Genomic DNA, 19,479 nt, shown 5'->3' with positions numbered 1-19,479 from the left:
CAGTGCTTACGGCTCAAGCCGCGAGCTCGTTGTCGCACGGTCTTGCTTCGATGAGTGTGCTCGACAAGCTGCCCGTTCTCGACGACCAGACGCAGCCGGGCATGCAGAGCACGTTTCTATCGCCAGTGCCGCGCAAGGGATTGACCTCACGGCCCTGGCGACTACGGTTCGTGGAACCAACCGAAATGAGATTCCAATGCATCGAGTCCAATATGCCGGCGGGTCGCTCGTGACGGGGGATGCGATTGCGGCCGCGCTACTCGAATACGCCGCCGCACTCGCACGGAACGCGACATCAGCGACGGTCGAGATCCCGGTGCGCGAAGCGGATGGCGGCCGTGGCATCGCCCAGGTGCTGATCGGCCCTGCGAGCCAGCTCGTCTCCACGCACGAGCCCGGCCATGACGACGAGATCGTGGATGACGAGGTGGTCGAGCGGTTCACCATCGCAACCCGGCAGCTCGCGTCGTCTGCCGCGCTGCCTCTGGGCGAGGGTCAATCGACTGTGCCACCCGTCGACTACGACGTGCCCAACTGAACCTCGGCCCGCCACGCGACCAGTCTGTGGGTCGATCAGCGTGCCCATGGTCGTCTAGACGCGACGGCGCCCTGTGAGTAGCTGGACCAGGAAGATGATTGCCGCGATGACGAGCACGACGATTCCGACCCACAGGAGGAAACTCAGGGTGTGCACCAGCCCTCCGGTGAGTAGCAGGATGATCGCGATGATGGCGATGACGATGAGCAGGATGTTCATGATCGGTTCCGTTCTGCGAGAGTGATATGGACGCTCTCGACCTAACCACCCCTTCGGGTGTGGCGTTACACCCCTTGGGGTGGAATCGTTGAGACGTGGTGACATCAAGGAGTGGGAGTGGTGCGCCGATCACGGTGGCCCTCGTCGACGACTATGACGTCGTGCTGCTCGGTCTGGCCCACATGTTCGATCAATACCCTGACCGTGTCGAAGTCGTAGAGATCGACGCCGAGGAACCGCTTCGGGATGTCATCGACATCGTGATGTACGACTCGTTCGCGCAGCCCGAGACCGATCAGGAAGAGATCACATCGCTGGTTCGGAATCCTCGCGCGAAGCGTGTCGTGGTCTACACCTGGAACTTTCACCCGTCACTTGTCGAGAGTGCCCGAAACTACGGCGTGCACGGGTATCTGTCGAAGACTTTGCCAGCACGCGACCTGGTTGCCGCGCTCGAAGCGATCCACAACGGCGAGCTCGTGGTCAGCGCTCCACCCAAGCGTGCGAGCAGCGCGTTGGGGCTCGACTGGCCCGGTCGCCTCGAGGGCATCACGGACCGCGAATCGGAGGTCCTGGCGCTCATCACCCAAGGAAAGAGCAACGCGGAGATCGCCGCTCTGACCTACCTGAGCCCCAACACGGTGAAGTCCTATATCCGCAGCATCTACCGCAAGATCGACGTGGCGAGTCGCACCCAGGCGGTCCTGTGGGGCGTCGACCACGGTTTCACTCCCGATCAGCGGCGCATCGAGAATTGGCGCTGACCCTGAGGACTAGGAACCGTCGCGGGTTGGGCAGGCGCGGCAAGGCCGGTGCCCACCAGTCGTTGCCGAACCGGATGCGAGGGAGTATCGTTCCGTGAATTCGACCGCTGATCCGTGGCGGCTCGTGTTGGCTGACCCTTCGAGAGGGGGTCGCATGCCCAGGATGTCTGTTAGACCTGGCGCGCGATCGAATGTGGCCCAGCGACTTGCCGCGGCTGTGACGCTGGTTGTGGCATGGTCGGCGTTGAGTGTCGCTGTGGGAACGGGCGCGGCTGACGCGGCGCAGTCGCCGGCTTGCCCTCCGGATGGACAGTGGCCCGGGATCAGTAATGATGCTCCGTTGTTCACGGACAATAATGTGGCCGTCTTCGCTGGCGGGAATTACAGTGCGGTCGGGTCTGCTGCAGAATCGGAGGGCCTTCTGGTCGTCGACGGAAACGCGACGTTCAACAAATCCGCGGGCGGCGTGTTCAACGTCGGCGCCGTCGGCGTGGGCACGCAGGTCACTCCCTCCGGCGGGACGGTGATGCTGGCTGTCGGTGGCTCTCTTCAGGTGACGCGACCGACCATCCTCGATGTCGGGTCCAGAGTGGTCGGCGGTGGCCGGGTGGCCGTGGGGCTGGGTGTGAATACCGACGCGGTCATCGAGACGAACGGCGCCGCCGTGACCGTAGGGATGGGTTCTTCCGCAGTGTCCGCTTACGCGCCCCTTGCAGCGGCGCTGGCACCGACATCGGCGTCTTTGGCTGCGGAGACTCCGACCGGCACCGTCGGGGCCGCCGGTCAGATCCTGACGTTCACGGGCGACGGAACGTCAGCGGCGCAAGTCTTCGCAATGACGGCGGCGGCGATGAACGCTGCTCGGGAGTTCCATTTCACGGGGATCCCCGCCGGCGCGTCGGTTGCCGTGAACATCCTCGGTGGCCCGGTGACGTTCATGCCCAACTTCTTCTCCGACAATGGGGTCCGCGCCGATGACTTCGCAAGCCCGCTGTACTCGACCGTTTCCAGCCGCACACTTTGGAACTTCCCGGACGCTGCTTCGGTCGACGTTGCCGGGTCGAGCCAGGTTCTGGGGAGTCTCCTCATCCCTCACGGTGCTGCGACGCTGACGGCAAGCACGAACGGTCGCGTCTACGTGGGCGGCAACGTCACCACCAACGGCACGGGAAATGAACAGCACAATTTCGAGTGGATCGGCAACGCCGGCTTCCAGTGCATGGTGCAGGTTCCGACCACGCCTGACCCTACAGAATTCGGGCACGTGACCATCTCTAAGACTTTGACGCCGGGATCGGCGCTCGATCCTCTGAACCCGGCGTTCACGGGGACGCTCACCTGCAACCTGCCCGGCGGCGGTACATTCAGCGAACCATGGACAGTGCAAGCCGGAGCTTCCGTCGTCATCGGGGAGTTGCCCATCGGGCAGACCTGCCGTGTGGGCGAAGACCTCAGCTTCCTGGTGAACCGTGTTGGCCAGGTCAGTACGGGAGGACTCAGTTGGGCGAACCGGCAATTCGAGCTCAACGGTAATCCGTCGGACGGGTCATTCGTCGTGCCGGCACCTGCCGATGAGGTACAGATCACCATGAATGTGACGAATACTGTGCTGGGCACATTCGTCGTCACCAAGACCATCAATGACACGCATGCCGCGTATGTCGGGAGCCGAACGTTCAACATCGGGTGGTCGTGCAGCGCGGACGGGTATGTCAACGGCACCGTCGACCCCGGCACAGCCGCCGGCACGATCGCGATCACGCCAGGAGCGAGTGGCCACCCTGCCGTGAATGGAAACCCGCTCGCCTTCCCCGCCGGCACTACATGCACCTTCGACGAGCCCACGCTCTCGACCGAACCCGGCGATTTCAGCACCGACGCCTTCACCTGGGGAACACCCACCATCGTCCCACCCACCATCACTGTGGGCAGCTCGATCAGCAGCCCGACCATCACAGTGACCAACACCGTGGTAGGCGCCGAGGTCCCGGCAGGTGGCGGCGGATCAACGACGACAACCGAACTCTCCGATACCGGCACCTCGGTCAGCATCCCGGGTCTTCTTGGTGGTTCGGCCCTGCTCGCCGCCGGGCTCCTTGCGCTCCTCATCGCCCGACGGCGGACCAGGAACGGCTATGACGTCAAAGCTGCGCTGACTCGGCGAGCCGGATGAGGTCGGCGCCCTCTGCGCGCGCCGTTCTGATCTGCGCCGTCGTCTGGCCGACGAGCCGCATGCACGACTCTGCGAGTGTCGCATCGTCCTGAGCATCGGTCTCTCCGCTTCGGCGAAGCTGGATGATCACTTCGGCGAGCTGGATGAGCAGAATTCCAAGGCGCCCCTCGCTGAACGTGGCCTTCACATCCGGATGAGCGGGGGCGGCGCCGAGACGACCTAAGCCGCCCGCAATTGATCGCGTTCATGGCGAAAGGCGTCGAATCGCTCGTCCTGTACCTCGGGGTGGAGGTAGAGCACGCCGATGTTCTGGGGCGTGCGCCGCCGTGTGCGGGCGTCGACGCTCGCCAGCGCGTACAGGAATATTGGACACATGACAGGCGACGGAGGGTTACGGAGTAAGCGCACCGACAAGGCGTTCGATGATGTGGTCGTCGCATTGCGGGCCGCGGTTGAGCGGCGTGGTATCACCATGTCTGCCGCGATCGACCACGCTGCTGCGGCCCGGACGGTGGGGCAGACTCTTGCCGGCGAAACCGTGCTGATCTTCGGGAACCCGTCGGTCGGAACGGAGGTCATGGTCGCCGACGCTCGCGCCGGTCTCGACCTGCCGCTTCGCGTTCTCGTGCGTGAGACCGAGACGGGGGCAGAGTTGGTCTACCGAGACCCGCGCGCTCTCAGCGATGAGTACGAGCTGTCGGCGGCCGAAGGCACCCTTGAGCTGCTCGCGCGCGTCCTGGAGGCCGTGAAGTCCGAGGCCGCCGGTGAAATCACGCAACCATCGAACCAGGCCTGAAGGAGGCGCACTGACGTTCGTGGTCGGCTGAGCGTCGCCTACGACGAGCGTTCGAGCTGTTGCACGTCCCAGTAGATGCATTCGACAAGCGAGTGTGCAGGGCACGTTGGCGCGCCTGAGTCGTCGGTGGTCGCGATGCGGTCGAACTCGCTACGGGCCTTGGTCAGCAGGGTCGTGAACTCGGTATCCGTAACCACGCACTGGTCGGTAGCCAGCCATTCGCGCAGCAGGGTTTCCACATCCTGGTGGTAGAGGCGGGAGTCAGCCCAGACTCGTTGGACGATGCCTGCGATCTGGTCCTCGCGGGGCGCCGGTTGCGCGCCGTCCATCACCGGGAAGTGCGCCGGATCCTTGTGCTTCTTCGCGTTCATTTCTGCTCCTTGTCCCGTCGGCTTTTCCGGGGGCCGGGGAGTTCCGGGTCGACGATGTCGTTGTATTCGGGATTGCGGTCGATGAATGCCCAGACGATCGGGCACAGGATCGTGACCGTGTTGCCGCGGGCGCGTACGTCCTCGAGGACGCGCCTGATCAGTTCCGTGGCGACGCCTTGCCCGCGGTACTCGGGGAACACTGCGGCCGCGACCAGCACGAGCCGGTTCTCCGCGGCGAGATTATAGGTCAGGCCGCCGATCACGGTGTCACCGGAGATCGCCTCGTAGGTGGAGACGGGCTCGTTTCGGGAGACGAAGAAGCCGATCGTGGGGGAGTGATCCTCGGTGTCCAGTTCGTCGATGAGCACGACCTGGTCTTGGGTGAGGGTGCCGACGCCGTCGGGGTATCCGGCCTCGTCGGGGTATTCGAAGTCTGCGTTGGTCATTGGGGTTCCTTCTGCTCGGTTCTCACCAGGTGTTTCAGGAGCGGATGCTGATAACGGTCTTTCCCTTACGCCGCTGGGTCGGGTTGAGCGCGGCGATGGCGTCGTCGAGGGGTGCGACCTCGTCGATGTTCGTGCGGAGCCGTCCGTCGCGGACGCGCTGGACGATCTCGACAAGCTGCGAGGGCACGGACTCGACGACGAAATCGACAGAGAGACCATCCGTGGGCCGGACATCGCCCAGTCCAGTGATGGTGACCAGCGTTCCGCCCGGACGGATAAGCAGCGCGGACTTCTCCTGAATGGCGCCACCGATGACGTCGAACACGAGATCCACACCGCCCACCTCTTCGAGCGCGTCGTTCTCGAGGTCGATGAACTCGTGTGCGCCGTAGTCGAGCGCCTTCTCCCGGTCGGCGGCGCGCCCGGTGCCGATGACGTAGGCTCCGGCTTCCCGGGCGAGCTGGGTCACCATGGTGCCGACAGCGCCGGCGGCACCGTGCGCGAGGACGGTCTGGCCGGACTGCAGGCGGCCGTGCTGGAACAGGCCCTGCCAGGCGGTGAGGCCGGAGATCGGAAGGCTCGCGCCGACGGTGAAGTCGACATCGCCAGGGAGGGGTGCGAGGTTGCGGGACTCGACGGCCACATACTCGGCAAGTGTTCCGTCGCGGTGCCAGTCGGAGATGCCCAAGACCCGCTGTCCGACACTCAGCCCCGTAGTGCCGTAGCCGAGGGCCGTCACCACTCCGGCGAGGTCGTGGCCGAGGATCGACGCGGACTTGTCGTGACCGGCGCGGTCGACCCACGTGGACGGCCAGTCGATCTCAGTGGGCACGTATGCGGCGGCGTGCAACTCCACGAGGACATCGTTGATCGCGGGCTTGGGTTCCGGGCGGTCCATCAGCTTCATTCCGGCCGTTCCTTCGGCCTGATCGGTCACCACTATCGCCTTCATGGGGCACCTCCTTGGAGCCATGACCACCAGGGGGCGGCCACGTATGTCTAGCTTCGACCTCTTGGTCGAGTCATGGAACATCGTAATCGCAAAATGGACTTTTTAGTCCTCAGAGACATCGATGCCAGCCGCTTGCAGGCGATCTGCATCCGATCTAATGTGGACTAAACAGTCCTCTTCAAGCGTGAATCACCGGCGAGCGAAGGAAACCCTTATGAACAACGACCAGTCGGCCGAAGATCTCGCTGTCCTCGAGCAGCTCAACCTCGACTACAACCACTCAGACCAGACCAGCGACGCGCAACGCTTCAACGAGTTCCTCGCCGAGGACTTCGTGGTGCAGACCCCGGGTGTCACCCGCAATCGCGAGGAGTACCTCGAGTACATCGCAGGCCCGCGGCCCTTCACCGAGCTCACTTTGCTCGACGCGCGGATCCGGCTTTTCGGCGACGTCGCCCTGATTCACGGTCGGACGAGCTACAAGCTGGTCAGTGACGGCTCGATCAAGGAGGCGCTCTACACGGACGCGTACCAGAAGCGCGACGGCGTCTGGCTCTGCATCTCGGCGTGTGCGATCGCACCAGGCGCGTGATGCGCCGCGAGGGCGGCAGGGGCACCCTACAGCTCGCGTTCGTCTCCGGGGTGGTGGCGCTGGTCGCGGCGTTCGCGGCAGTCGGCTCGACGATCCCGTTGTTCAACGTCTACCGGGCGCAGGATGGCTTCACCAACGCCGATATAGCGCTGACAGTGGTCGCATACTCGATCGGCACCATCGGCACTCTGTTGATCCTGGGTCGGCTCTCGAACTTCGTGGGCCGGCGGGCGGCGGCCCTGACGAGCCTGGCTCTGCTCATTGCGGGATGCGTCGTCCTGCTCGACGTGCAGGTCATCGGCGTGCTGATCACAGGCCGATTGCTGATGGGCTTGGGCGCCGGTATAGCCAGCAGCAGTCTCGCCGCCTACATCGTCGACGCGGCACCGCGACGGCCGGCATGGCTCGCGTCGGTCGCCTCCAGCCAGACGGTGATGCTCGGGCTCGCGCTGGGTGCCATCGCGTCGGGGGCGCTCGTCCAGTTCGGTCCGTGGCCCCGCCAGCTCGTGTTCCTGGTCGCAATCGTTCTGCTACTGGTGTCCGCGATGCTGATCGTCATCAGCCCTGAGACCGTCACCCGGAGCCCGTTCGAGTGGCGATCGCTCCGCCCGAGCGTGCGGGTGCCGGGCCGGGTCAGGAACCTGTTGCCGGTCGCGGCCGCGGTGATCCTGCCCACCTGGGCGACAGGCGCCTTCTATCAAGCGTTCGTCCCGGCGCTTGTCCAGGGCCAGCTTCACACGAAGAGCCCGATGATCACTGGGTTGGTCTTCGCGGCGTACATGGCACCGAGTGCCTTCGGTGCACCCCTCGGGCACCGGTTCAACCCGGCCACAGCCCAGCGGATCGGCATGGTCGCGTTCCTTCTCGGCTGGACAGGGATCATCGCGGCGAACGCAACGGGCGCACTGGCGCTCTTCCTCGTCGCGACGGTCGTCGCCGGCGTCGGACAGGGCATCGCGATCAGTGCCGTCACTCACGGTCTCGTCTACGGCAGCAGCGTGGCCGAGCGCGCATCGATCTTCGCGGTCGTCTACCTGCTGAGCTACAGTGGGGCCACGATCCCGAGTCTGCTCGCCGGCCAGCTCTCGACACTGGTCTCCGTCCCGCAGATCGCCATCGGCTATGCGGTATTCGCACTGATCGGGACCGTTTACACGGTCGCCTTCGCCAAGAACCCGCAGGGGCAGGTCGTCAGCCGACCGAGAGACTCTCAATATGCGTGAGCGCCATGTCGATCGAGGTCGCCATCGGAGTGACGTCCCGAGCGGTCTGCGCGAGCAGGTACCCGCCCTGCAACGCCGCGAGGAGCCCGGTCGCGAGTTCGTCGACTGGCGCTTCAGGCGGAAGGGTGCCGTTCTCCTGGAGCCGTCGTATTGCTCCCGCGAGGAGGTCCTTCCATTCGGCGAAGAGCGCCAGAAGCGTCCTGCGGGCGGCGTCATCGTGATCGGCGACCTCGGAGGCGAAAGAGCCGAGCGCGCAGCCGTAGGCGCCATGTCGCAGCGCGCTGTTCTGCACCAGCGCATCCCGCCAGCGACGTAGCCCGGCCATCGTCGAGACGCGGCCGAGCGCGTCTTGCTCGCGCTGGATGACCCGCTCGCCCATGAGGTCGATGACGGCTCGGACGACCTCGTCCTTGTTCGCGAAGTGCCGGTACAGCTGCGACTTGCTGACACCGCTGGCCGCGAGGACGTCATCGAGGGTCGTCGCGCCGACGCCGCGGACGTACATCAGGTACCGGCGTCGGGCAGATAACGGCTCCGATTGGACGTGGATTGTTTCCGTTCTCGTCGCGAAGCCGGTACCGGGTCCCTAGTTCGGCAGCCACCAACCAGCGGCCCGTCATATCAAAGATGTCGTGCACATATCGAAAACGGCGAACGCTGACGATACGCCCTGCTTGGTTTGATCGAAGAATGCTCCGCTACCGCACTGACGATCCGCTTCGCACTGCACGCAGGAACCGACGACGACCGCGGGCAATGCTTGCTCTTCTCTCCCTCCTCACAGCGGGCCTTGGGCTAGTCCTGACCGGGTGCGCCGGCGATCTCATCGGTTCCTTCAATGGATCGCGTCCCGTGACAACGGGCATATCGTCTGCGGCCTACGCGAGCTTGTCGCCGGGGGTACAGAAGCAGTACGACTATGCCCGGGACCGCTGGGACGACTACAACACCGCCGCCTACGGTGACCTCAACAGCCTCGGTGGAGACTGTGCCAACTTCGTCAACCAGACACTCGTCGCGCGAGGCTGGCAGATGAATCCTCAGTGGAAGAGCCGCGATGCCGGCAAGGATCGCAGCCTTTCTTGGGGATACGCGCCTGCAATGGATGAATACTTCGCCGAGAACACCACTGAACTTCAGCTGACGAAGTACCCGCTGGACCAGCGTTCGAACATCTCGGTCGGAGACGTCGTGATGTTCACGTGGAGCGGTGGATCGATCGACCACGTGATGGTGGTGACCCGGGTCGAGAAGAACTCGTCGCGAGCATCCGACCACGTCGAGTTGTATCTCACGGGTCACAACGAAGACGAATTCGACAAGAGCCTCGACGTCATTCTCGCGGAGTATCCGGACGCGACAGGGCATATCTGGCACATCTCCTGACGCTGGCCGTCAACCGTTCTCGCGTGCGCCTGCGGCAGCGACCACGCGTGGCGAAGCGGTCGGTTGTCGACGAGCCCCTCACCGGTCGGTCTCTTCGGAGAGCCGGAGCAGCCGGACGCGTGCGATCCCTACCTCGTCAAGCGGCACGATAGTGAGACGCTCGTCGCCGTTCACGACACGTGTGCGTACCCAATCGCCGTTGTCGAAGTAACCCGCCTCGACACTGTCGATCTCGATGGTCGGCCCTGGTGCAGCGAAGTCGACCGTGAGGTTTTGCCCGATCACGAGGAATTCGTCCTGGCTCTCCTGGATCAGGATGCCGAAGGCGCGGGTGTCGGCCGGAGCGGGAATGCCGTGAGCGGTCTCGCTGAGGGCTTCCACCACTGGAGGCGGGGCCTGCACACCGGCGTCGAGCAGCATTGTCTGCAGGAGGGCGCGCGAGCCTTGCACCACGACGCGCACGTCGCTGAAGGCGATTCCCTGTTGTTGCCCGTCTTCCAGGAGAACTCCGGCGATCCGTCCATCCGCCTGAGCCGCGGTGATCACGTCCGTCATGCCGCCGAGGAGGGTGTAGACCTGTCCGAGCCGGCTGCCTGGGCGAACGTCGTCGATCCCGAAGGCTGAGAAGCCGACGGCCCCTAAGCCCAGCGCCAGGAAGAGGTTGCCGGTAGCGATCCGGGACTCGGGGACGAAGAGCGGGTTGTCCGGCCGGTGGTAAGGGGAAATCGCCTCCTTCGCGTCCTCTATATAGATGTCCGGCGCAACGAAGTCGAGCGACGGTGCTGTACGTTTCCAGATATCGATCACTCGCGAGGAAGGACCACCGCTCGGGTAATCTCCGGCCTCCGGCTGTCCCGGCTGCGGCCCCAGCCAGGCGTTGGCGTACATCGGGAGGGGCTTCACCGCCTTTCCGGCAGCGGCTAGACGTTCGACATAGGCGGCGAAGTGCCATGCCATGAAGATCTCGTCCGCCTCCCAGCCATCTCCGAAAACCTGCTGCCAGGTTCCTGCGCTCGGTCGACCCCCGCTCGCCCAGGCGGAGTCCAGCGACTCCGGAAGCGATCCGCCACGCTCACGGAGGTACTGGAGCAGGGCCTGTGGCACCGCCTCGCCCCACGCGTCCGCGGCAACCGATGATCGGTCTCTCGAGGCGCGCAGCAGGCCAACCTCATTCTGGACTTGGACCATCACCACCGTGTGCTCCGCGTCAGACTGCTCGAGGTGCGTCATCAACGCGACGAACGCCCGCTCGTCAGCTGCGAGGAGAGCCTCGGAGAAGACGGACAGCACCGGTCGCGCTGTGGTGTCAGCGTGTGTGAACAGCTCTTTTCGGCTCGTGTCGACGACGGCGCGAGGGAATCGAGCCCGGTCGGCCCGGACCCACGTCGGCGCGTAACTCGAGCCCGCGTTCTTGAACGCTCCGAACCAGATCACAACCAGTCGCAGGCCTGAAGCCCGCGCGGCCTCGAGTTGTTCATCGACGGACGAAAAGTCGAACCGGCCTTCCCGGGGCTCCACGAGAGACCAGCTGACCGAACTGATGACGGTGGAAGCGCCGATACCCCGTACCCGCTTCAGCACGGTACGCAGGTCGACATCCGTCGGCGTCGAGTTGTGCAGCTGACCCGCGAGGAGCAGGGCGGGTTTCCCGTCCAGGACGAGGCGGAAACCGCCTTCAGTCCGCTCGATTCGGGGAACCGGCCGGCCGCTTGTGAGGGACCCCGACATTGTTCTCCTTCCGAAAGCGAGCACCACACTGCGCGCACTGCCCCATCATTCTTCGATCACGGGCGGATCAGGAAGGCCGATGTGATGATAAGCATCATCCAACCGGTTTATAGGGGGGCCGACTGGTTTCGCCCCCGCTTTGCAGCCACGTGACGGCGATGGTCGGATCGAACGGATAGACCCTTCTGCGCGGGCGTGCGTATGTTGGGGTATGCGCTTCGGATTCCACTTCATGGATTTCACCGTTCCCGGTGAACCCGCCTCGATCGCGCCGATGATGCGCGACACCGCCATCGCAGCCGAGGAGATCGGTGCGTCCTGGTTCACAGTCATGGACCACTACTTTCAGATGGAGCGGTTCCGAACCGCCCACGACCCGATGCTCGAGGGCTACACCTCGCTCGGATTTCTGGCGGGGACCACCAGCAGGTTGCGGCTGGGCACGGTGGTCACGGGCGTGACCTACCGCCATCCGGGTCTCTTGGCCAAGATCGCGACGACGCTTGATGTGCTGAGCGGCGGCCGCGCTTTTCTCGGCATCGGTGCAGCCTGGTACGAGCGTGAGCACCGTGCGCTCGGGGTACCGTTCCCGTCCCTGGGCGAACGATTCGAACGGCTGGAGGAAGCCATCCAGATCGCGCTGCAGATGTGGAGCGAAAACGACGGGCCCTACAGCGGTACGCACTTCCAGTTGGCGGAGACGATCTGCAGCCCGGCACCGATCCAGACCCCGCATCCGCCGATCATCATCGGTGGGGGCGGCGAAAGGAAGACGCTGCGCCTGGTCGCCCAGTACGCGCAAGGATGCAACATCATCGCATCCGGTCCGGAGGAGGTCGCCCACAAGCTCGAGGTTCTCCGCAGCCACTGCGATCGGCTTGGCACAGACTACGGTGCGATCGAGAAGACTGTTCAGGGTGGCGTGACGAATCCCGTGGATGATCCGGACGCGTTCTTGCGCGTCGCCCAGGCCTACGCCGATCTTGGTGTGCAGCACATCCACTTCCGCGCCATCGGCCCGGACATGTCAGACTTCGTGCGGCGTTTCGGTGATCTCGTCGCCTCCCGGCTCACAGAAATCGCGCCGGCGTAGGCCTCTCGGCTATCGGCGCAAGCGGTCGTAAGCCGATCGGTCAATACGTGTTGTGCGCTTCGCGGTGGCGCTCGGCGTCGGCGCGGGTTTCAGCGATGACGAGGAGGGATGACCGCTAAAATGGAGTCCGGAAAAGGGGAGTCGGGAAAAGGGGATGGCGTCGTCATGGGTAACAACATCGCAGTGGGGCTGACGGTCACCGCGATGGCGATCGTCGTCTTGGCCATCTTGGACGCGTGGGTCTACTTCGATGCGAGATCCCGAGATGAGAACCATCCCGTCTCCGTCCAGATTGGCGGCTTGCTCATCGAGGGACCCCGAGCGTGGCTGATATTCTGCGCGGTGATGTTCGTGTTCTTCTTCCCGCTCTACCTGGTAGCGCGGCGTACGGAGGCCTAAAGCACCAGTGTGGGAGCGGAGGGTGTCATCCCCGACGTCCTCGACCGCGACGCACTCGCCGCCGCCCGTCCCTCAAAGAGGCGAGACTGGGCCCCCATGTCGGGTATCGGGAAAGGTGGACCAACCATGGGATTGTCCGTTAGGCTCTCGATCGTCGAATCGAGAAGGAGGTGATGCCCAGTGTTTTTCCTGCAAATTGGGTGCTCTTCGTCTCCGCGACGGACGGTCGACTGACCTGAGTGTCGTCGGGAGCACCAACACGTGTGATCCTGAAAGGCAACCCTCATGCAATTCACTTCCCAAACGTCGTCAAGCGGCGTTCTCGAACGGCTGTTCACCCTCGGTGACGTACCTGGCGTGCTGTGGTCGCCGGATGACATCGCAGACCCTGCACCACTCGTTCTCATGGGCCACCCGGGCGGCCTGCACAAGCAAGCGGCGGGCCTGGTGCACCGGGCGCGACATCTGGTCACGGCGCTGGGCTACCACGTTGCAGCTATCGACGCCCCGGGCCACGGCGAACGTCCTCGTTCCGACGAGGATGCGCGCTGGGTCGACGAACTCCGGCGCGCCCGCACCGCGGGCGAGCCGCTGGGCGCGATCGTCAGCGAGTTCAACGGCTTCCTCGCGCAGCGAGCAGTTCCGGAATGGCAGGTCGCCCTCGACGCGTTGCAGACGCTGCCCGAGATCGACGCGCAACGGCCGGTGGGCTTCAGCGGCATGACGCTGGGAACCGAGATCGGTATGCGGCTGGCATCAGTGGACGACCGTATCGGCGCGGCGGTCTTCGGTGCCGCCTATGCGTTCGAACCGCTCCTTGCCGCGGCGCGAACCGTCACGGCGGCAGTGCTCTACCTGCTGCCGTGGGACGACGCAGAAATCGATCGAGAGTCAGGTCTTGCCCTTTTCGAGGCGCTCGCATCGGACCAGAAAGTGGTTCACATAACCACCGGCCCGCACCAACAGATTCCCTGGTTCGAGACAGAAGACTCCGAGCGGTTCTTCGCCAGGAACCTCCTGGCACCTACGGGCCCAGGAAGGTGAAATGCGTTACCGCTGATTCCACGGGTCCGAGCGCGCGGTAGAAGTCGAGGGCCTGAGTGTCCTCGTTGTCGGCTGGAACGAACACGTCGTGGATGCCTACCGCTTCGGCGAGGTCTCGAACTTCCTGAATCAGACGACGCCCCACACCTTGTCGTCGATTCTCTCGACGCACGACGAGGTCGTAAATGAAGAGCTCGGAGGACTGGGACTTCGTCATGGGGAGGGTGTGCCCGGTGAGTCCTCCGACTATCTCCGAGCCGACGAATGCGGCCAGTGCCCAGAAGGAGTCCTGGGCGAGAATCCTTTCGAGATACTCGTCGGTGAGCGGTTCGCTCCCGCCGGTATCTTCGTCGAAGACCTCCCGCATCATCGTGAAGGTGGCGCGCGCGACGGCCAGATCGCCACGTCCGAGCCTACGCGCGCTGAGGTCATCCACGGTACGAAGATGTCACGCCCGAACTGTCGCGGTCAACCGCCCGACCGCATCACACTCACCAAGCGGACCGGACTTAGAACAGCGCCGAGATCCCGGTGGCTATGGTGTAGATCGCGAGGCCGGCGAGTGCACCCACGACCGTGCCGTTGATGCGGATGAACTGCAGGTCGCGGCCGACCTGGGTCTCGATCTTGTCGGTGATCTCGGCGGGGTCCCACGACTGCACCGTCTCGGTGATGACGTGCGAGATGTCGCTGCGGTAGTTCGTCACGAAGTGCAGCGCGAAGTCGGTCAGTCGAGTGTTGAGGGACGCCCTCAGCTCGTCGTCGGCGAGGACCCGCCGCGCGACGTCGGCGACGAAGGCCTCCGCGCGGCGCCGCAGCTCGCCGTTCTCGTCGGACAGCGCGTCCATCGCAGCGGTGCGTGCGGCCGCCCAGGTGGAGGCCGCCAGCTCACGGATTCGCGGATCGTCGAACGCGCGGCCTTTCGCCGCCTCCAGTCGTTCGATGGTCGCCTCGTCATGCTGCAGTCGGTCGGCCAACTGGGCGAGGTACTCGTCGAGCGATCGGCGGAGTCGGTGGTCGGGGTCGTCGCGCATCTCCCGAACGAATCGGAGCGCCTCCGCGTGGAGACGCTCGTCGATCACGCGGTCCACAAACGACGGCAGCCACGACGGGAGGCGCCGCGACACCACCGGTCCGAACGCCTCGGGGTTGTCCTCGAGCCACCCGGCCATCCGGTCCAGCAGCAGGTCGAGCACCTCACGATGCCCACCCGAGCTCAGCACTCGCTCGCCGAGCCGCCCGAGCGGCGGGCCCCACAAAGGCGCGACGAGGTGCGTGCGCACGACCGCCTCCATGGCCTCTCGCATCCGATCGTCGTCGACCAGGGCGGCGAGTCCGGTCATGCCGCGGAAGGACTCCGCTACCACTCGGCGTGCGTTCTGCGGCTCCGAGAGCCAGTCGGCGGCGGCGCCGGCGAGATCGATCCGGCCCAGCTTGCCGGCGACGACCTGGTCGGAGAGAAAGTTCGTCTCCACGAACTCGCCGAGGCTCGCCCCGATCTCGTCCTTGCGGGTCGGGATGATCGCTGTGTGCGGGATGCGAAGCCCGAGGGGGTGCCGGAACAGCGCGGTCACAGCGAACCAGTCTGCGAGCGCGCCCACCATCGCACCCTCGGCGGCGGCGCGGACGAACCCGAGCCAGGGGTAGCGGTCCTGTAGCGCGTATGCCACGGCGAAAACCACGGCGGCCACGGCGAGCAGGCTCGTCGCGAGGGTCTTCATCCGCCGCAGGGCGAGACGGCGTTCGGCGTCGGTCGGGAGAGCGGTCACGCGACGAGGTGGAGCCGGTGGCTGGTGTTGTCGGGCCGGTGCTCGCCTTCATGGTCGGCGACGACGGTGTCCTGGATGCGCACCCCGAACCTCCCCGGCACGTCTGTTGGGCAATGTCCACCGTACTCACGTCCTGGCGAGGAATCGAGTGGCACTCGCCACGCGTGGTACAGGTAGCCCTCCGCCAGCTTGACTTAAAGCGCTTGAGGTCTGTTCTGATGGGAACATGACCACGTTGACCATCCAGGACGCGTCCCGGCAGAGCGGGCTCAGCGAGCCCACTCTGCGGTACTACGAAGAGGTCGCCCTGCTCGGGCCGATCGCTCGCGACGGGCGCAGCGGCCACAGACGTTACAGCGAGGCCGACCTCAACGAAGCCCAGGTGCTCGCCTGCTTGCGGGCGATGGGCGTCGGGATCGAGGACATGCGCGTCTACCTGGCCAATCGGCGGCAAGGGAACTCTGCGGCGGGTGAGCAGAGGGACATCCTGCTCCGGCATGCGCGCCGGGTAGAGGAGCAGGTCGCGACGCTCAACGTGCATCTGGACTATCTGCGGGTGAAGGCCGCGCTCTGGGATGCACGCGACCGCAACGACATGTCCGCTGAAGCGGCGGCGAGCAGCGAGCTCGAATCCATCCTTCCCAGACTTGAGGAGACCTTACGATGACCACCGACCCCACGATTCTCATCACCGGCGGGAGCGGGTATCTCGGCACCCGGCTCATCGCCGACGTGCTCGCCTCCGGCGTCGACGTTCGCACGACCGTGCGTTCGCTGGAGCGTGCCGAGGAGGTCCGCGCCGCCGTCCGTCGGGCCGGGGTGGACGACGCGGGATTGTCCTTCGTCGCCGCCTCCCTCACCGACGACGACGGATGGGACGCTGCGCTCTCCGGCATCGCCGACGTCTACCACGTCGCCTCGCCCATGATCCAGACGACCGTCCCGGACGAGGTCGTCGTCCCCGCCCGGGACGGCGCGCTGCGCGTGCTGCGGGCCGCCCGCGATGCCGGCGCTCGTCGCGTCGTCCTCACCTCGTCGTTCGCCGCCGTGGGGTACTCGCCGAAGCCGGTGCGTGACTACGACGAGTCGGACTGGACCGACCCGGCCACCCCTGGGCTGCCCCCGTACCCACTGTCGAAGGCGGTCGCGGAGCGGGCGGCGTGGGACTTCCTCGAGAGAGAAGGCGGCGAGCTCGAACTCGTCGTCCTCAACCCGACGTGGATCGCGGGCCCCACACTGACGGCGTCCGCCCGATCGTCGCTGCAGTTCTTCACCGGGTTGCTCGACGGCACGATGTCGGCCGTCCCCCGACAGCGGTTCGGGATCGCGGACGTGCGCGACGTCTCGTCGGCGCACATCGCCGCGATGACCACCCCGACCGCCGCCGGGAAGCGTTACCTGCTGCTCGCGGACGGTCCCACGATGACGTTCCTCGATGTCGCGAACGTGTTGCGGGACGAGCTCGGCGGACTCGCCGCCCGCGTGACCACCCAGGAGATGCCGGGCGAGGAGCCCGCGCCGCTCATCATCCACAACGACCGCGCAAAGGCAGAGCTCGGCTTCCGGCCGAGGCCGGCTGTCGAGACGATCGTCGAGACCGCGGAGAGCCTGCGCGACCTCGGGTTGCTCGCCCACGACGCCTGAGGTGGGCCACGGCATCCGGAGTCGGTCGCTGCGAACCCTCGCCGGCCCGGACGGCGCTCCGCCTCCCTCACCGCTCCCGCGACTCCCTGCCCTCCTGGGGGCGGAGAATGGATAGGCGGATGACCCCGTAGATGGCGAGCGCGCCGGCCACTGCGAAGACCAGGCCGGCCCAGAGGGGAGCGTGTGACGCTTCGCCGAGCACGACGATTCCGATCGTGACGCCGACGAGCGGGTCGATCACCGTGAGGCCGGCAACGACCACATCCGGCGATCCGGACGAGTACGCGGTCTGCACGAAGTAGCTGCCCAGGATGGCGGCCGCGATCAACCCGACCAGGCAGACGCTTGTCAGCCAGTCCGCGGGCGCCAGCTGGAAATGCGCGTCGACAACGGTCTGGATGCGACCGATCAGGACCTTCGCGAGGGTGGCTACGAAACCGAACAGGACGCCGGCGCCGACGACGTAGAAGATGCGAGTGAATCGTTTGCGAAAGAAGGCGAAGCCGAGACTGAAGAGGAGGAGAACGAACGCAAGGATGATCGTGACGCTGACCAGCTGGGGCTCCAGGATGGGCTGCGAGGTCGTGGTCATCGCGGCGACGGTCACAAAGAGGCCCACTCCTCCCACGCAGAACGCCATCGCCCGGATCGCCGGAGCGTCAAGTCTCACCGTGGTGATGCGGGCGTTGACGACGGCCGTGATCACCAGCGCCACCGCGCCGAGCGGCTGAACAACGGTCAACGGAGCCAGATAGAGGCTGAACAGCTGGAAAACGATCGCCAGTCCGAGACAGAGGGTCCCGATGAGCCACGCGGGACGGCGCGCGAGGGCCAACAACTGTCCGACCCCGAGGCCGGTTCGTTTCGTCTGAGTCGAATGAGAATCCACGTTTGCCACGCCGCGCTGCTGAAGCTGGGCGCCGACCGCGAGAAACACCCCGCCGACCAGTGCCACCGGGATGCCCAACGATTGCGCAGGAGTCAGCGAGATCACATTCACGGCCATGCGGCTACCCAATACCCCAGCGATCGCCCACCACAGATCCCCCTCAGACGCGGCTTCCCGCCTACCCGCACAGCACCCTCGCGCCGTCCATCATCGCGGAAATCCCCGCCAGCGCAACCGGGTTGATGATGCCGGCAGGTGGGCGTATGGATGAAGGAATGCTCGCCGTCCGGTAACAGCCGGCGGTGACCGAGCATCCCAACGAAAGGAACCCGCGATGAGTGCAGAAGACAAGATCGACAACGCCGCAAACGACCTCAAAGGCAAAGCGAAGGAAGCCACCGGCAAAGCCACCGACGACGACAAGCTTGTTGCCGAAGGCAAAGCGGACCAGGCGAAGGCCGACCTCGGGAAGGCAGCGGAAAACGTCAAAGACGCTTTCAAGCACTGACACTCCGCACCCGCCGACGACGAGAAACAACCGAATGGAAAAGGGAAGATGACCCAAGTAATCGAAACCATCGACGTCGACGTGCCGGTCCGTGTCGCCTACGACCAGTGGACACGGTTCGAGTCCTTTCCGCGTTTCCTGGATTTCGTCGAATCGATCAATCAGCTCGACGACACGCACTCTCATTGGAAGGTGAAGATCGCCGGAGTCGAACGCGAATTCGACGCCGAGATCACCGAACAGCATCCCGACGAGCGTGTGGCGTGGAACAGTATCGGAGGCGAGGTGGATCATGCCGGCGTCGTCACCTTCCACAGGCTGTCCGATTCGACGACCCGGGTGACCGTGCAACTCGATTGGGAAGCAGAAGGATTCCTCGAGAAGGCCGGCGTGGCGCTCGGAGTGGACGATCGAGCTATCAAGAAGGATCTTCAGAATTTCAAGGAGTTCATCGAAGTGCCGGCCAATCAGGGCGACGGCTGGCGAGGCAATATCGCGCCACGCTGACCGATGGCAGGCGATCTGGCCGGGTGCGCGACGCACCCGGCCAGATCGGGGTCAGGCGCGGTCCCTTTTTCGATTGCCTGCGGCGCGCGATGAAGTCGACCTTCGGCAGCCTGAGTGTGGAACAGAACGCCGAACAGAGCGAGCGAATCGAGCTTGTGCTGGCGGTGCCCGCACTCCGCGCCACCGCAATCGCCCAGTTCTCCGACACTATGACGCTGCTGTCCGACGCGATCCCGGAACGCATCGGTCGGTCACCCGACGACTTCCAGATCCGTGTAACCTCAGGCGCCATCGTCGGTGCTGCGATGGCGATGATCTCAGCGGTGACCGACGACCCCACGGCGAATCCGTTCGCCTTGATGGATGCTGGGATCGCGCAGATCCAGGCGGGCCTCGACCTGGGGTAAGGCTCGTCGGCTATGCCGCTGCGACAGGAGG

25 protein-coding genes are annotated in these 19,479 nt (G+C 65.1%); 15 read left to right on the top strand and 10 right to left on the bottom strand.

Translation table 11 applies throughout. From position 1 onward, the window contains the following. Window positions 1-196: 196 nt before the first annotated feature. A complete protein-coding gene (locus ACV7NN_RS07525) occupies window positions 197-538 on the top strand; it encodes a hypothetical protein (RefSeq protein ID WP_463348952.1) in 342 nt (113 codons plus the stop codon). A 54-nt stretch (window positions 539-592) separates the two neighbouring features. Here ACV7NN_RS07525 and ACV7NN_RS07520 read toward each other — a convergent pair whose 3' ends face one another. Continuing rightward, window positions 593-757, bottom strand: a complete 165-nt coding sequence (locus ACV7NN_RS07520; protein WP_463348951.1) for a hypothetical protein — start codon at window positions 755-757, stop codon at window positions 593-595. 182 nt (window positions 758-939) lie between these two features. Here ACV7NN_RS07520 and ACV7NN_RS07515 point away from each other — a divergent pair, with 182 nt between their 5' ends. Both ACV7NN_RS07515 and ACV7NN_RS07510 read left to right on the top strand, forming a co-directional pair. Next, window positions 940-1,521, top strand: coding sequence for a helix-turn-helix transcriptional regulator (locus ACV7NN_RS07515; RefSeq protein ID WP_463351255.1), 582 nt, complete (start codon window positions 940-942; stop codon window positions 1,519-1,521). A 340-nt stretch (window positions 1,522-1,861) separates the two neighbouring features. After that, window positions 1,862-3,694: a choice-of-anchor A family protein gene (locus ACV7NN_RS07510; protein WP_463348950.1), complete on the top strand. Its 1,833-nt coding sequence runs from the start codon at window positions 1,862-1,864 to the stop codon at window positions 3,692-3,694. Here the strand turns inward: ACV7NN_RS07510 and ACV7NN_RS07505 are convergent. Next, window positions 3,663-3,881, bottom strand: a complete 219-nt coding sequence (locus ACV7NN_RS07505; protein ID WP_463348949.1) for a hypothetical protein — start codon at window positions 3,879-3,881, stop codon at window positions 3,663-3,665. The two genes, ACV7NN_RS07510 and ACV7NN_RS07505, sit on opposite strands and share 32 nt — an antisense overlap. 186 nt (window positions 3,882-4,067) lie before the next feature. Here ACV7NN_RS07505 and ACV7NN_RS07500 point away from each other — a divergent pair, with 186 nt between their 5' ends. Beyond that, window positions 4,068-4,490 (top strand): DUF302 domain-containing protein, encoded by a 423-nt coding sequence (locus ACV7NN_RS07500; protein ID WP_463348948.1) that lies wholly within the window; start codon window positions 4,068-4,070, stop codon window positions 4,488-4,490. A 38-nt stretch (window positions 4,491-4,528) separates the two neighbouring features. Here the strand turns inward: ACV7NN_RS07500 and ACV7NN_RS07495 are convergent, their stop codons facing one another. Genes ACV7NN_RS07495 through ACV7NN_RS07485 form a run of 3 tightly spaced genes read right to left on the bottom strand, consistent with a single transcriptional unit; the run spans window position 4,529 to window position 6,259 of the window. Continuing rightward, a complete protein-coding gene (locus tag ACV7NN_RS07495) occupies window positions 4,529-4,861 on the bottom strand; it encodes a hypothetical protein (RefSeq protein ID WP_463348947.1) in 333 nt (110 codons plus the stop codon). Next, window positions 4,858-5,307 carry a GNAT family N-acetyltransferase gene (locus ACV7NN_RS07490; protein ID WP_463348946.1) on the bottom strand — a complete coding sequence of 150 codons (450 nt, stop codon included), beginning with the start codon at window positions 5,305-5,307 and terminating at the stop codon, window positions 4,858-4,860. Before ACV7NN_RS07490 ends, ACV7NN_RS07495 begins: the two co-directional genes overlap by 4 nt. A gap of 34 nt (window positions 5,308-5,341) precedes the next feature. After that, window positions 5,342-6,259 carry an NADP-dependent oxidoreductase gene (locus tag ACV7NN_RS07485; RefSeq protein WP_463348945.1) on the bottom strand — a complete coding sequence of 306 codons (918 nt, stop codon included), beginning with the start codon at window positions 6,257-6,259 and terminating at the stop codon, window positions 5,342-5,344. A gap of 214 nt (window positions 6,260-6,473) precedes the next feature. Between ACV7NN_RS07485 and ACV7NN_RS07480 the strand changes: the two genes are divergently transcribed. Together ACV7NN_RS07480 and ACV7NN_RS07475 are read left to right on the top strand one after the other, a co-directional pair. After that, entirely contained in the window at window positions 6,474-6,851 is a 378-nt protein-coding gene (locus ACV7NN_RS07480; RefSeq protein WP_463348944.1) for a nuclear transport factor 2 family protein, read from the top strand. Beyond that, the gene (locus ACV7NN_RS07475; protein WP_463348943.1) at window positions 6,827-8,074 is read left to right on the top strand and encodes an MFS transporter; all 1,248 of its coding nucleotides are present in this window, start codon (window positions 6,827-6,829) and stop codon (window positions 8,072-8,074) included. The genes ACV7NN_RS07480 and ACV7NN_RS07475 overlap by 25 nt, the downstream gene beginning before the upstream one ends. On the opposite strand, the gene ACV7NN_RS07470 is transcribed toward ACV7NN_RS07475, so the two are convergent. Further along, complete coding sequence (locus ACV7NN_RS07470; protein WP_463348942.1) at window positions 8,043-8,579, bottom strand: TetR/AcrR family transcriptional regulator; 537 nt, start codon at window positions 8,577-8,579, stop codon at window positions 8,043-8,045. The two genes, ACV7NN_RS07475 and ACV7NN_RS07470, sit on opposite strands and share 32 nt — an antisense overlap. Window positions 8,580-8,926: 347 nt before the next feature. Here ACV7NN_RS07470 and ACV7NN_RS07465 point away from each other — a divergent pair, with 347 nt between their 5' ends. Beyond that, entirely contained in the window at window positions 8,927-9,460 is a 534-nt protein-coding gene (locus ACV7NN_RS07465) for an amidase domain-containing protein (protein ID WP_463348941.1), read from the top strand. Window positions 9,461-9,538: 78 nt separating this feature from the next. Here the strand turns inward: ACV7NN_RS07465 and ACV7NN_RS07460 are convergent, their stop codons facing one another. Beyond that, window positions 9,539-11,188, bottom strand: a complete 1,650-nt coding sequence (locus ACV7NN_RS07460) for a GH35 family beta-galactosidase (RefSeq protein WP_463348940.1) — start codon at window positions 11,186-11,188, stop codon at window positions 9,539-9,541. Window positions 11,189-11,420: 232 nt separating this feature from the next. Here ACV7NN_RS07460 and ACV7NN_RS07455 point away from each other — a divergent pair, with 232 nt between their 5' ends. From ACV7NN_RS07455 to ACV7NN_RS07445, 3 genes are all read left to right on the top strand, one after another. Next, window positions 11,421-12,281: an LLM class F420-dependent oxidoreductase gene (locus tag ACV7NN_RS07455; protein WP_463348939.1), complete on the top strand. Its 861-nt coding sequence runs from the start codon at window positions 11,421-11,423 to the stop codon at window positions 12,279-12,281. Between the two features lie 165 nt (window positions 12,282-12,446). Further along, entirely contained in the window at window positions 12,447-12,680 is a 234-nt protein-coding gene (locus ACV7NN_RS07450; protein WP_463348938.1) for a hypothetical protein, read from the top strand. Window positions 12,681-13,085: 405 nt separating this feature from the next. Beyond that, window positions 13,086-13,724, top strand: a complete 639-nt coding sequence (locus ACV7NN_RS07445; protein ID WP_463348937.1) for a dienelactone hydrolase family protein — start codon at window positions 13,086-13,088, stop codon at window positions 13,722-13,724. Here the strand turns inward: ACV7NN_RS07445 and ACV7NN_RS07440 are convergent. Beyond that, window positions 13,705-14,160, bottom strand: coding sequence for a GNAT family N-acetyltransferase (locus ACV7NN_RS07440; protein WP_463348936.1), 456 nt, complete (start codon window positions 14,158-14,160; stop codon window positions 13,705-13,707). The two genes, ACV7NN_RS07445 and ACV7NN_RS07440, sit on opposite strands and share 20 nt — an antisense overlap. Window positions 14,161-14,233: 73 nt before the next feature. After that, a complete protein-coding gene (locus ACV7NN_RS07435; protein ID WP_463348935.1) occupies window positions 14,234-15,493 on the bottom strand; it encodes a DUF445 domain-containing protein in 1,260 nt (419 codons plus the stop codon). Window positions 15,494-15,719: 226 nt separating this feature from the next. Between ACV7NN_RS07435 and ACV7NN_RS07430 the strand changes: the two genes are divergently transcribed. Together ACV7NN_RS07430 and ACV7NN_RS07425 are read left to right on the top strand one after the other, a co-directional pair. After that, window positions 15,720-16,160: a MerR family transcriptional regulator gene (locus ACV7NN_RS07430; RefSeq protein WP_463348934.1), complete on the top strand. Its 441-nt coding sequence runs from the start codon at window positions 15,720-15,722 to the stop codon at window positions 16,158-16,160. Continuing rightward, window positions 16,157-17,137 (top strand): NAD-dependent epimerase/dehydratase family protein, encoded by a 981-nt coding sequence (locus tag ACV7NN_RS07425; RefSeq protein ID WP_463348933.1) that lies wholly within the window; start codon window positions 16,157-16,159, stop codon window positions 17,135-17,137. The genes ACV7NN_RS07430 and ACV7NN_RS07425 overlap by 4 nt, the downstream gene beginning before the upstream one ends. Before the next feature lie 67 nt (window positions 17,138-17,204). Here the strand turns inward: ACV7NN_RS07425 and ACV7NN_RS07420 are convergent, their stop codons facing one another. Next, window positions 17,205-18,143, bottom strand: coding sequence for a DMT family transporter (locus tag ACV7NN_RS07420; RefSeq protein ID WP_463348932.1), 939 nt, complete (start codon window positions 18,141-18,143; stop codon window positions 17,205-17,207). Window positions 18,144-18,360: 217 nt separating this feature from the next. On the opposite strand from ACV7NN_RS07420, the gene ACV7NN_RS07415 reads away from it, so the two are divergent. Genes ACV7NN_RS07415 through ACV7NN_RS07405 form a run of 3 tightly spaced genes read left to right on the top strand, consistent with a single transcriptional unit; the run spans window position 18,361 to window position 19,448 of the window. Next, window positions 18,361-18,534, top strand: coding sequence for a CsbD family protein (locus ACV7NN_RS07415; RefSeq protein ID WP_463348931.1), 174 nt, complete (start codon window positions 18,361-18,363; stop codon window positions 18,532-18,534). Between the two features lie 48 nt (window positions 18,535-18,582). After that, window positions 18,583-19,041, top strand: a complete 459-nt coding sequence (locus tag ACV7NN_RS07410; RefSeq protein WP_463348930.1) for an SRPBCC family protein — start codon at window positions 18,583-18,585, stop codon at window positions 19,039-19,041. Window positions 19,042-19,064: 23 nt separating this feature from the next. Then, complete coding sequence (locus tag ACV7NN_RS07405; protein ID WP_463348929.1) at window positions 19,065-19,448, top strand: acyl-CoA-like ligand-binding transcription factor; 384 nt, start codon at window positions 19,065-19,067, stop codon at window positions 19,446-19,448. Window positions 19,449-19,479: the final 31 nt, after the last annotated feature.

Source organism: Leifsonia sp. Ger2509, assembly GCF_055231915.1.
This window is presented reverse-complemented; position numbering and strand designations above follow the sequence as displayed.

What these genes read in the sequence shown, in the direction of transcription:
- ACV7NN_RS07460 (WP_463348940.1), bottom strand. Translation starts at nt 11,188, where the DNA reads ATGTCGGGGTCCCTCACAAGCGGCCGGCCGGTTCCCCGAATCGAGCGG.
- ACV7NN_RS07450 (WP_463348938.1), top strand. Translation starts at nt 12,447, where the DNA reads ATGGGTAACAACATCGCAGTGGGGCTGACGGTCACCGCGATGGCGATC.
- ACV7NN_RS07515 (WP_463351255.1), top strand. Translation starts at nt 940, where the DNA reads ATGTTCGATCAATACCCTGACCGTGTCGAAGTCGTAGAGATCGACGCC.
- ACV7NN_RS07410 (WP_463348930.1), top strand. Translation starts at nt 18,583, where the DNA reads ATGACCCAAGTAATCGAAACCATCGACGTCGACGTGCCGGTCCGTGTC.
- ACV7NN_RS07445 (WP_463348937.1), top strand. Translation starts at nt 13,086, where the DNA reads ATGGGCCACCCGGGCGGCCTGCACAAGCAAGCGGCGGGCCTGGTGCAC.
- ACV7NN_RS07520 (WP_463348951.1), bottom strand. Translation starts at nt 757, where the DNA reads ATGAACATCCTGCTCATCGTCATCGCCATCATCGCGATCATCCTGCTA.
- ACV7NN_RS07480 (WP_463348944.1), top strand. Translation starts at nt 6,474, where the DNA reads ATGAACAACGACCAGTCGGCCGAAGATCTCGCTGTCCTCGAGCAGCTC.
- ACV7NN_RS07470 (WP_463348942.1), bottom strand. Translation starts at nt 8,579, where the DNA reads ATGTACGTCCGCGGCGTCGGCGCGACGACCCTCGATGACGTCCTCGCG.
- ACV7NN_RS07415 (WP_463348931.1), top strand. Translation starts at nt 18,361, where the DNA reads ATGAGTGCAGAAGACAAGATCGACAACGCCGCAAACGACCTCAAAGGC.
- ACV7NN_RS07425 (WP_463348933.1), top strand. Translation starts at nt 16,157, where the DNA reads ATGACCACCGACCCCACGATTCTCATCACCGGCGGGAGCGGGTATCTC.
- ACV7NN_RS07485 (WP_463348945.1), bottom strand. Translation starts at nt 6,259, where the DNA reads ATGAAGGCGATAGTGGTGACCGATCAGGCCGAAGGAACGGCCGGAATG.
- ACV7NN_RS07500 (WP_463348948.1), top strand. Translation starts at nt 4,068, where the DNA reads ATGACAGGCGACGGAGGGTTACGGAGTAAGCGCACCGACAAGGCGTTC.
- ACV7NN_RS07525 (WP_463348952.1), top strand. Translation starts at nt 197, where the DNA reads ATGCATCGAGTCCAATATGCCGGCGGGTCGCTCGTGACGGGGGATGCG.
- ACV7NN_RS07430 (WP_463348934.1), top strand. Translation starts at nt 15,720, where the DNA reads ATGACCACGTTGACCATCCAGGACGCGTCCCGGCAGAGCGGGCTCAGC.
- ACV7NN_RS07455 (WP_463348939.1), top strand. Translation starts at nt 11,421, where the DNA reads ATGGATTTCACCGTTCCCGGTGAACCCGCCTCGATCGCGCCGATGATG.
- ACV7NN_RS07490 (WP_463348946.1), bottom strand. Translation starts at nt 5,307, where the DNA reads ATGACCAACGCAGACTTCGAATACCCCGACGAGGCCGGATACCCCGAC.
- ACV7NN_RS07495 (WP_463348947.1), bottom strand. Translation starts at nt 4,861, where the DNA reads ATGAACGCGAAGAAGCACAAGGATCCGGCGCACTTCCCGGTGATGGAC.
- ACV7NN_RS07420 (WP_463348932.1), bottom strand. Translation starts at nt 18,143, where the DNA reads ATGGCCGTGAATGTGATCTCGCTGACTCCTGCGCAATCGTTGGGCATC.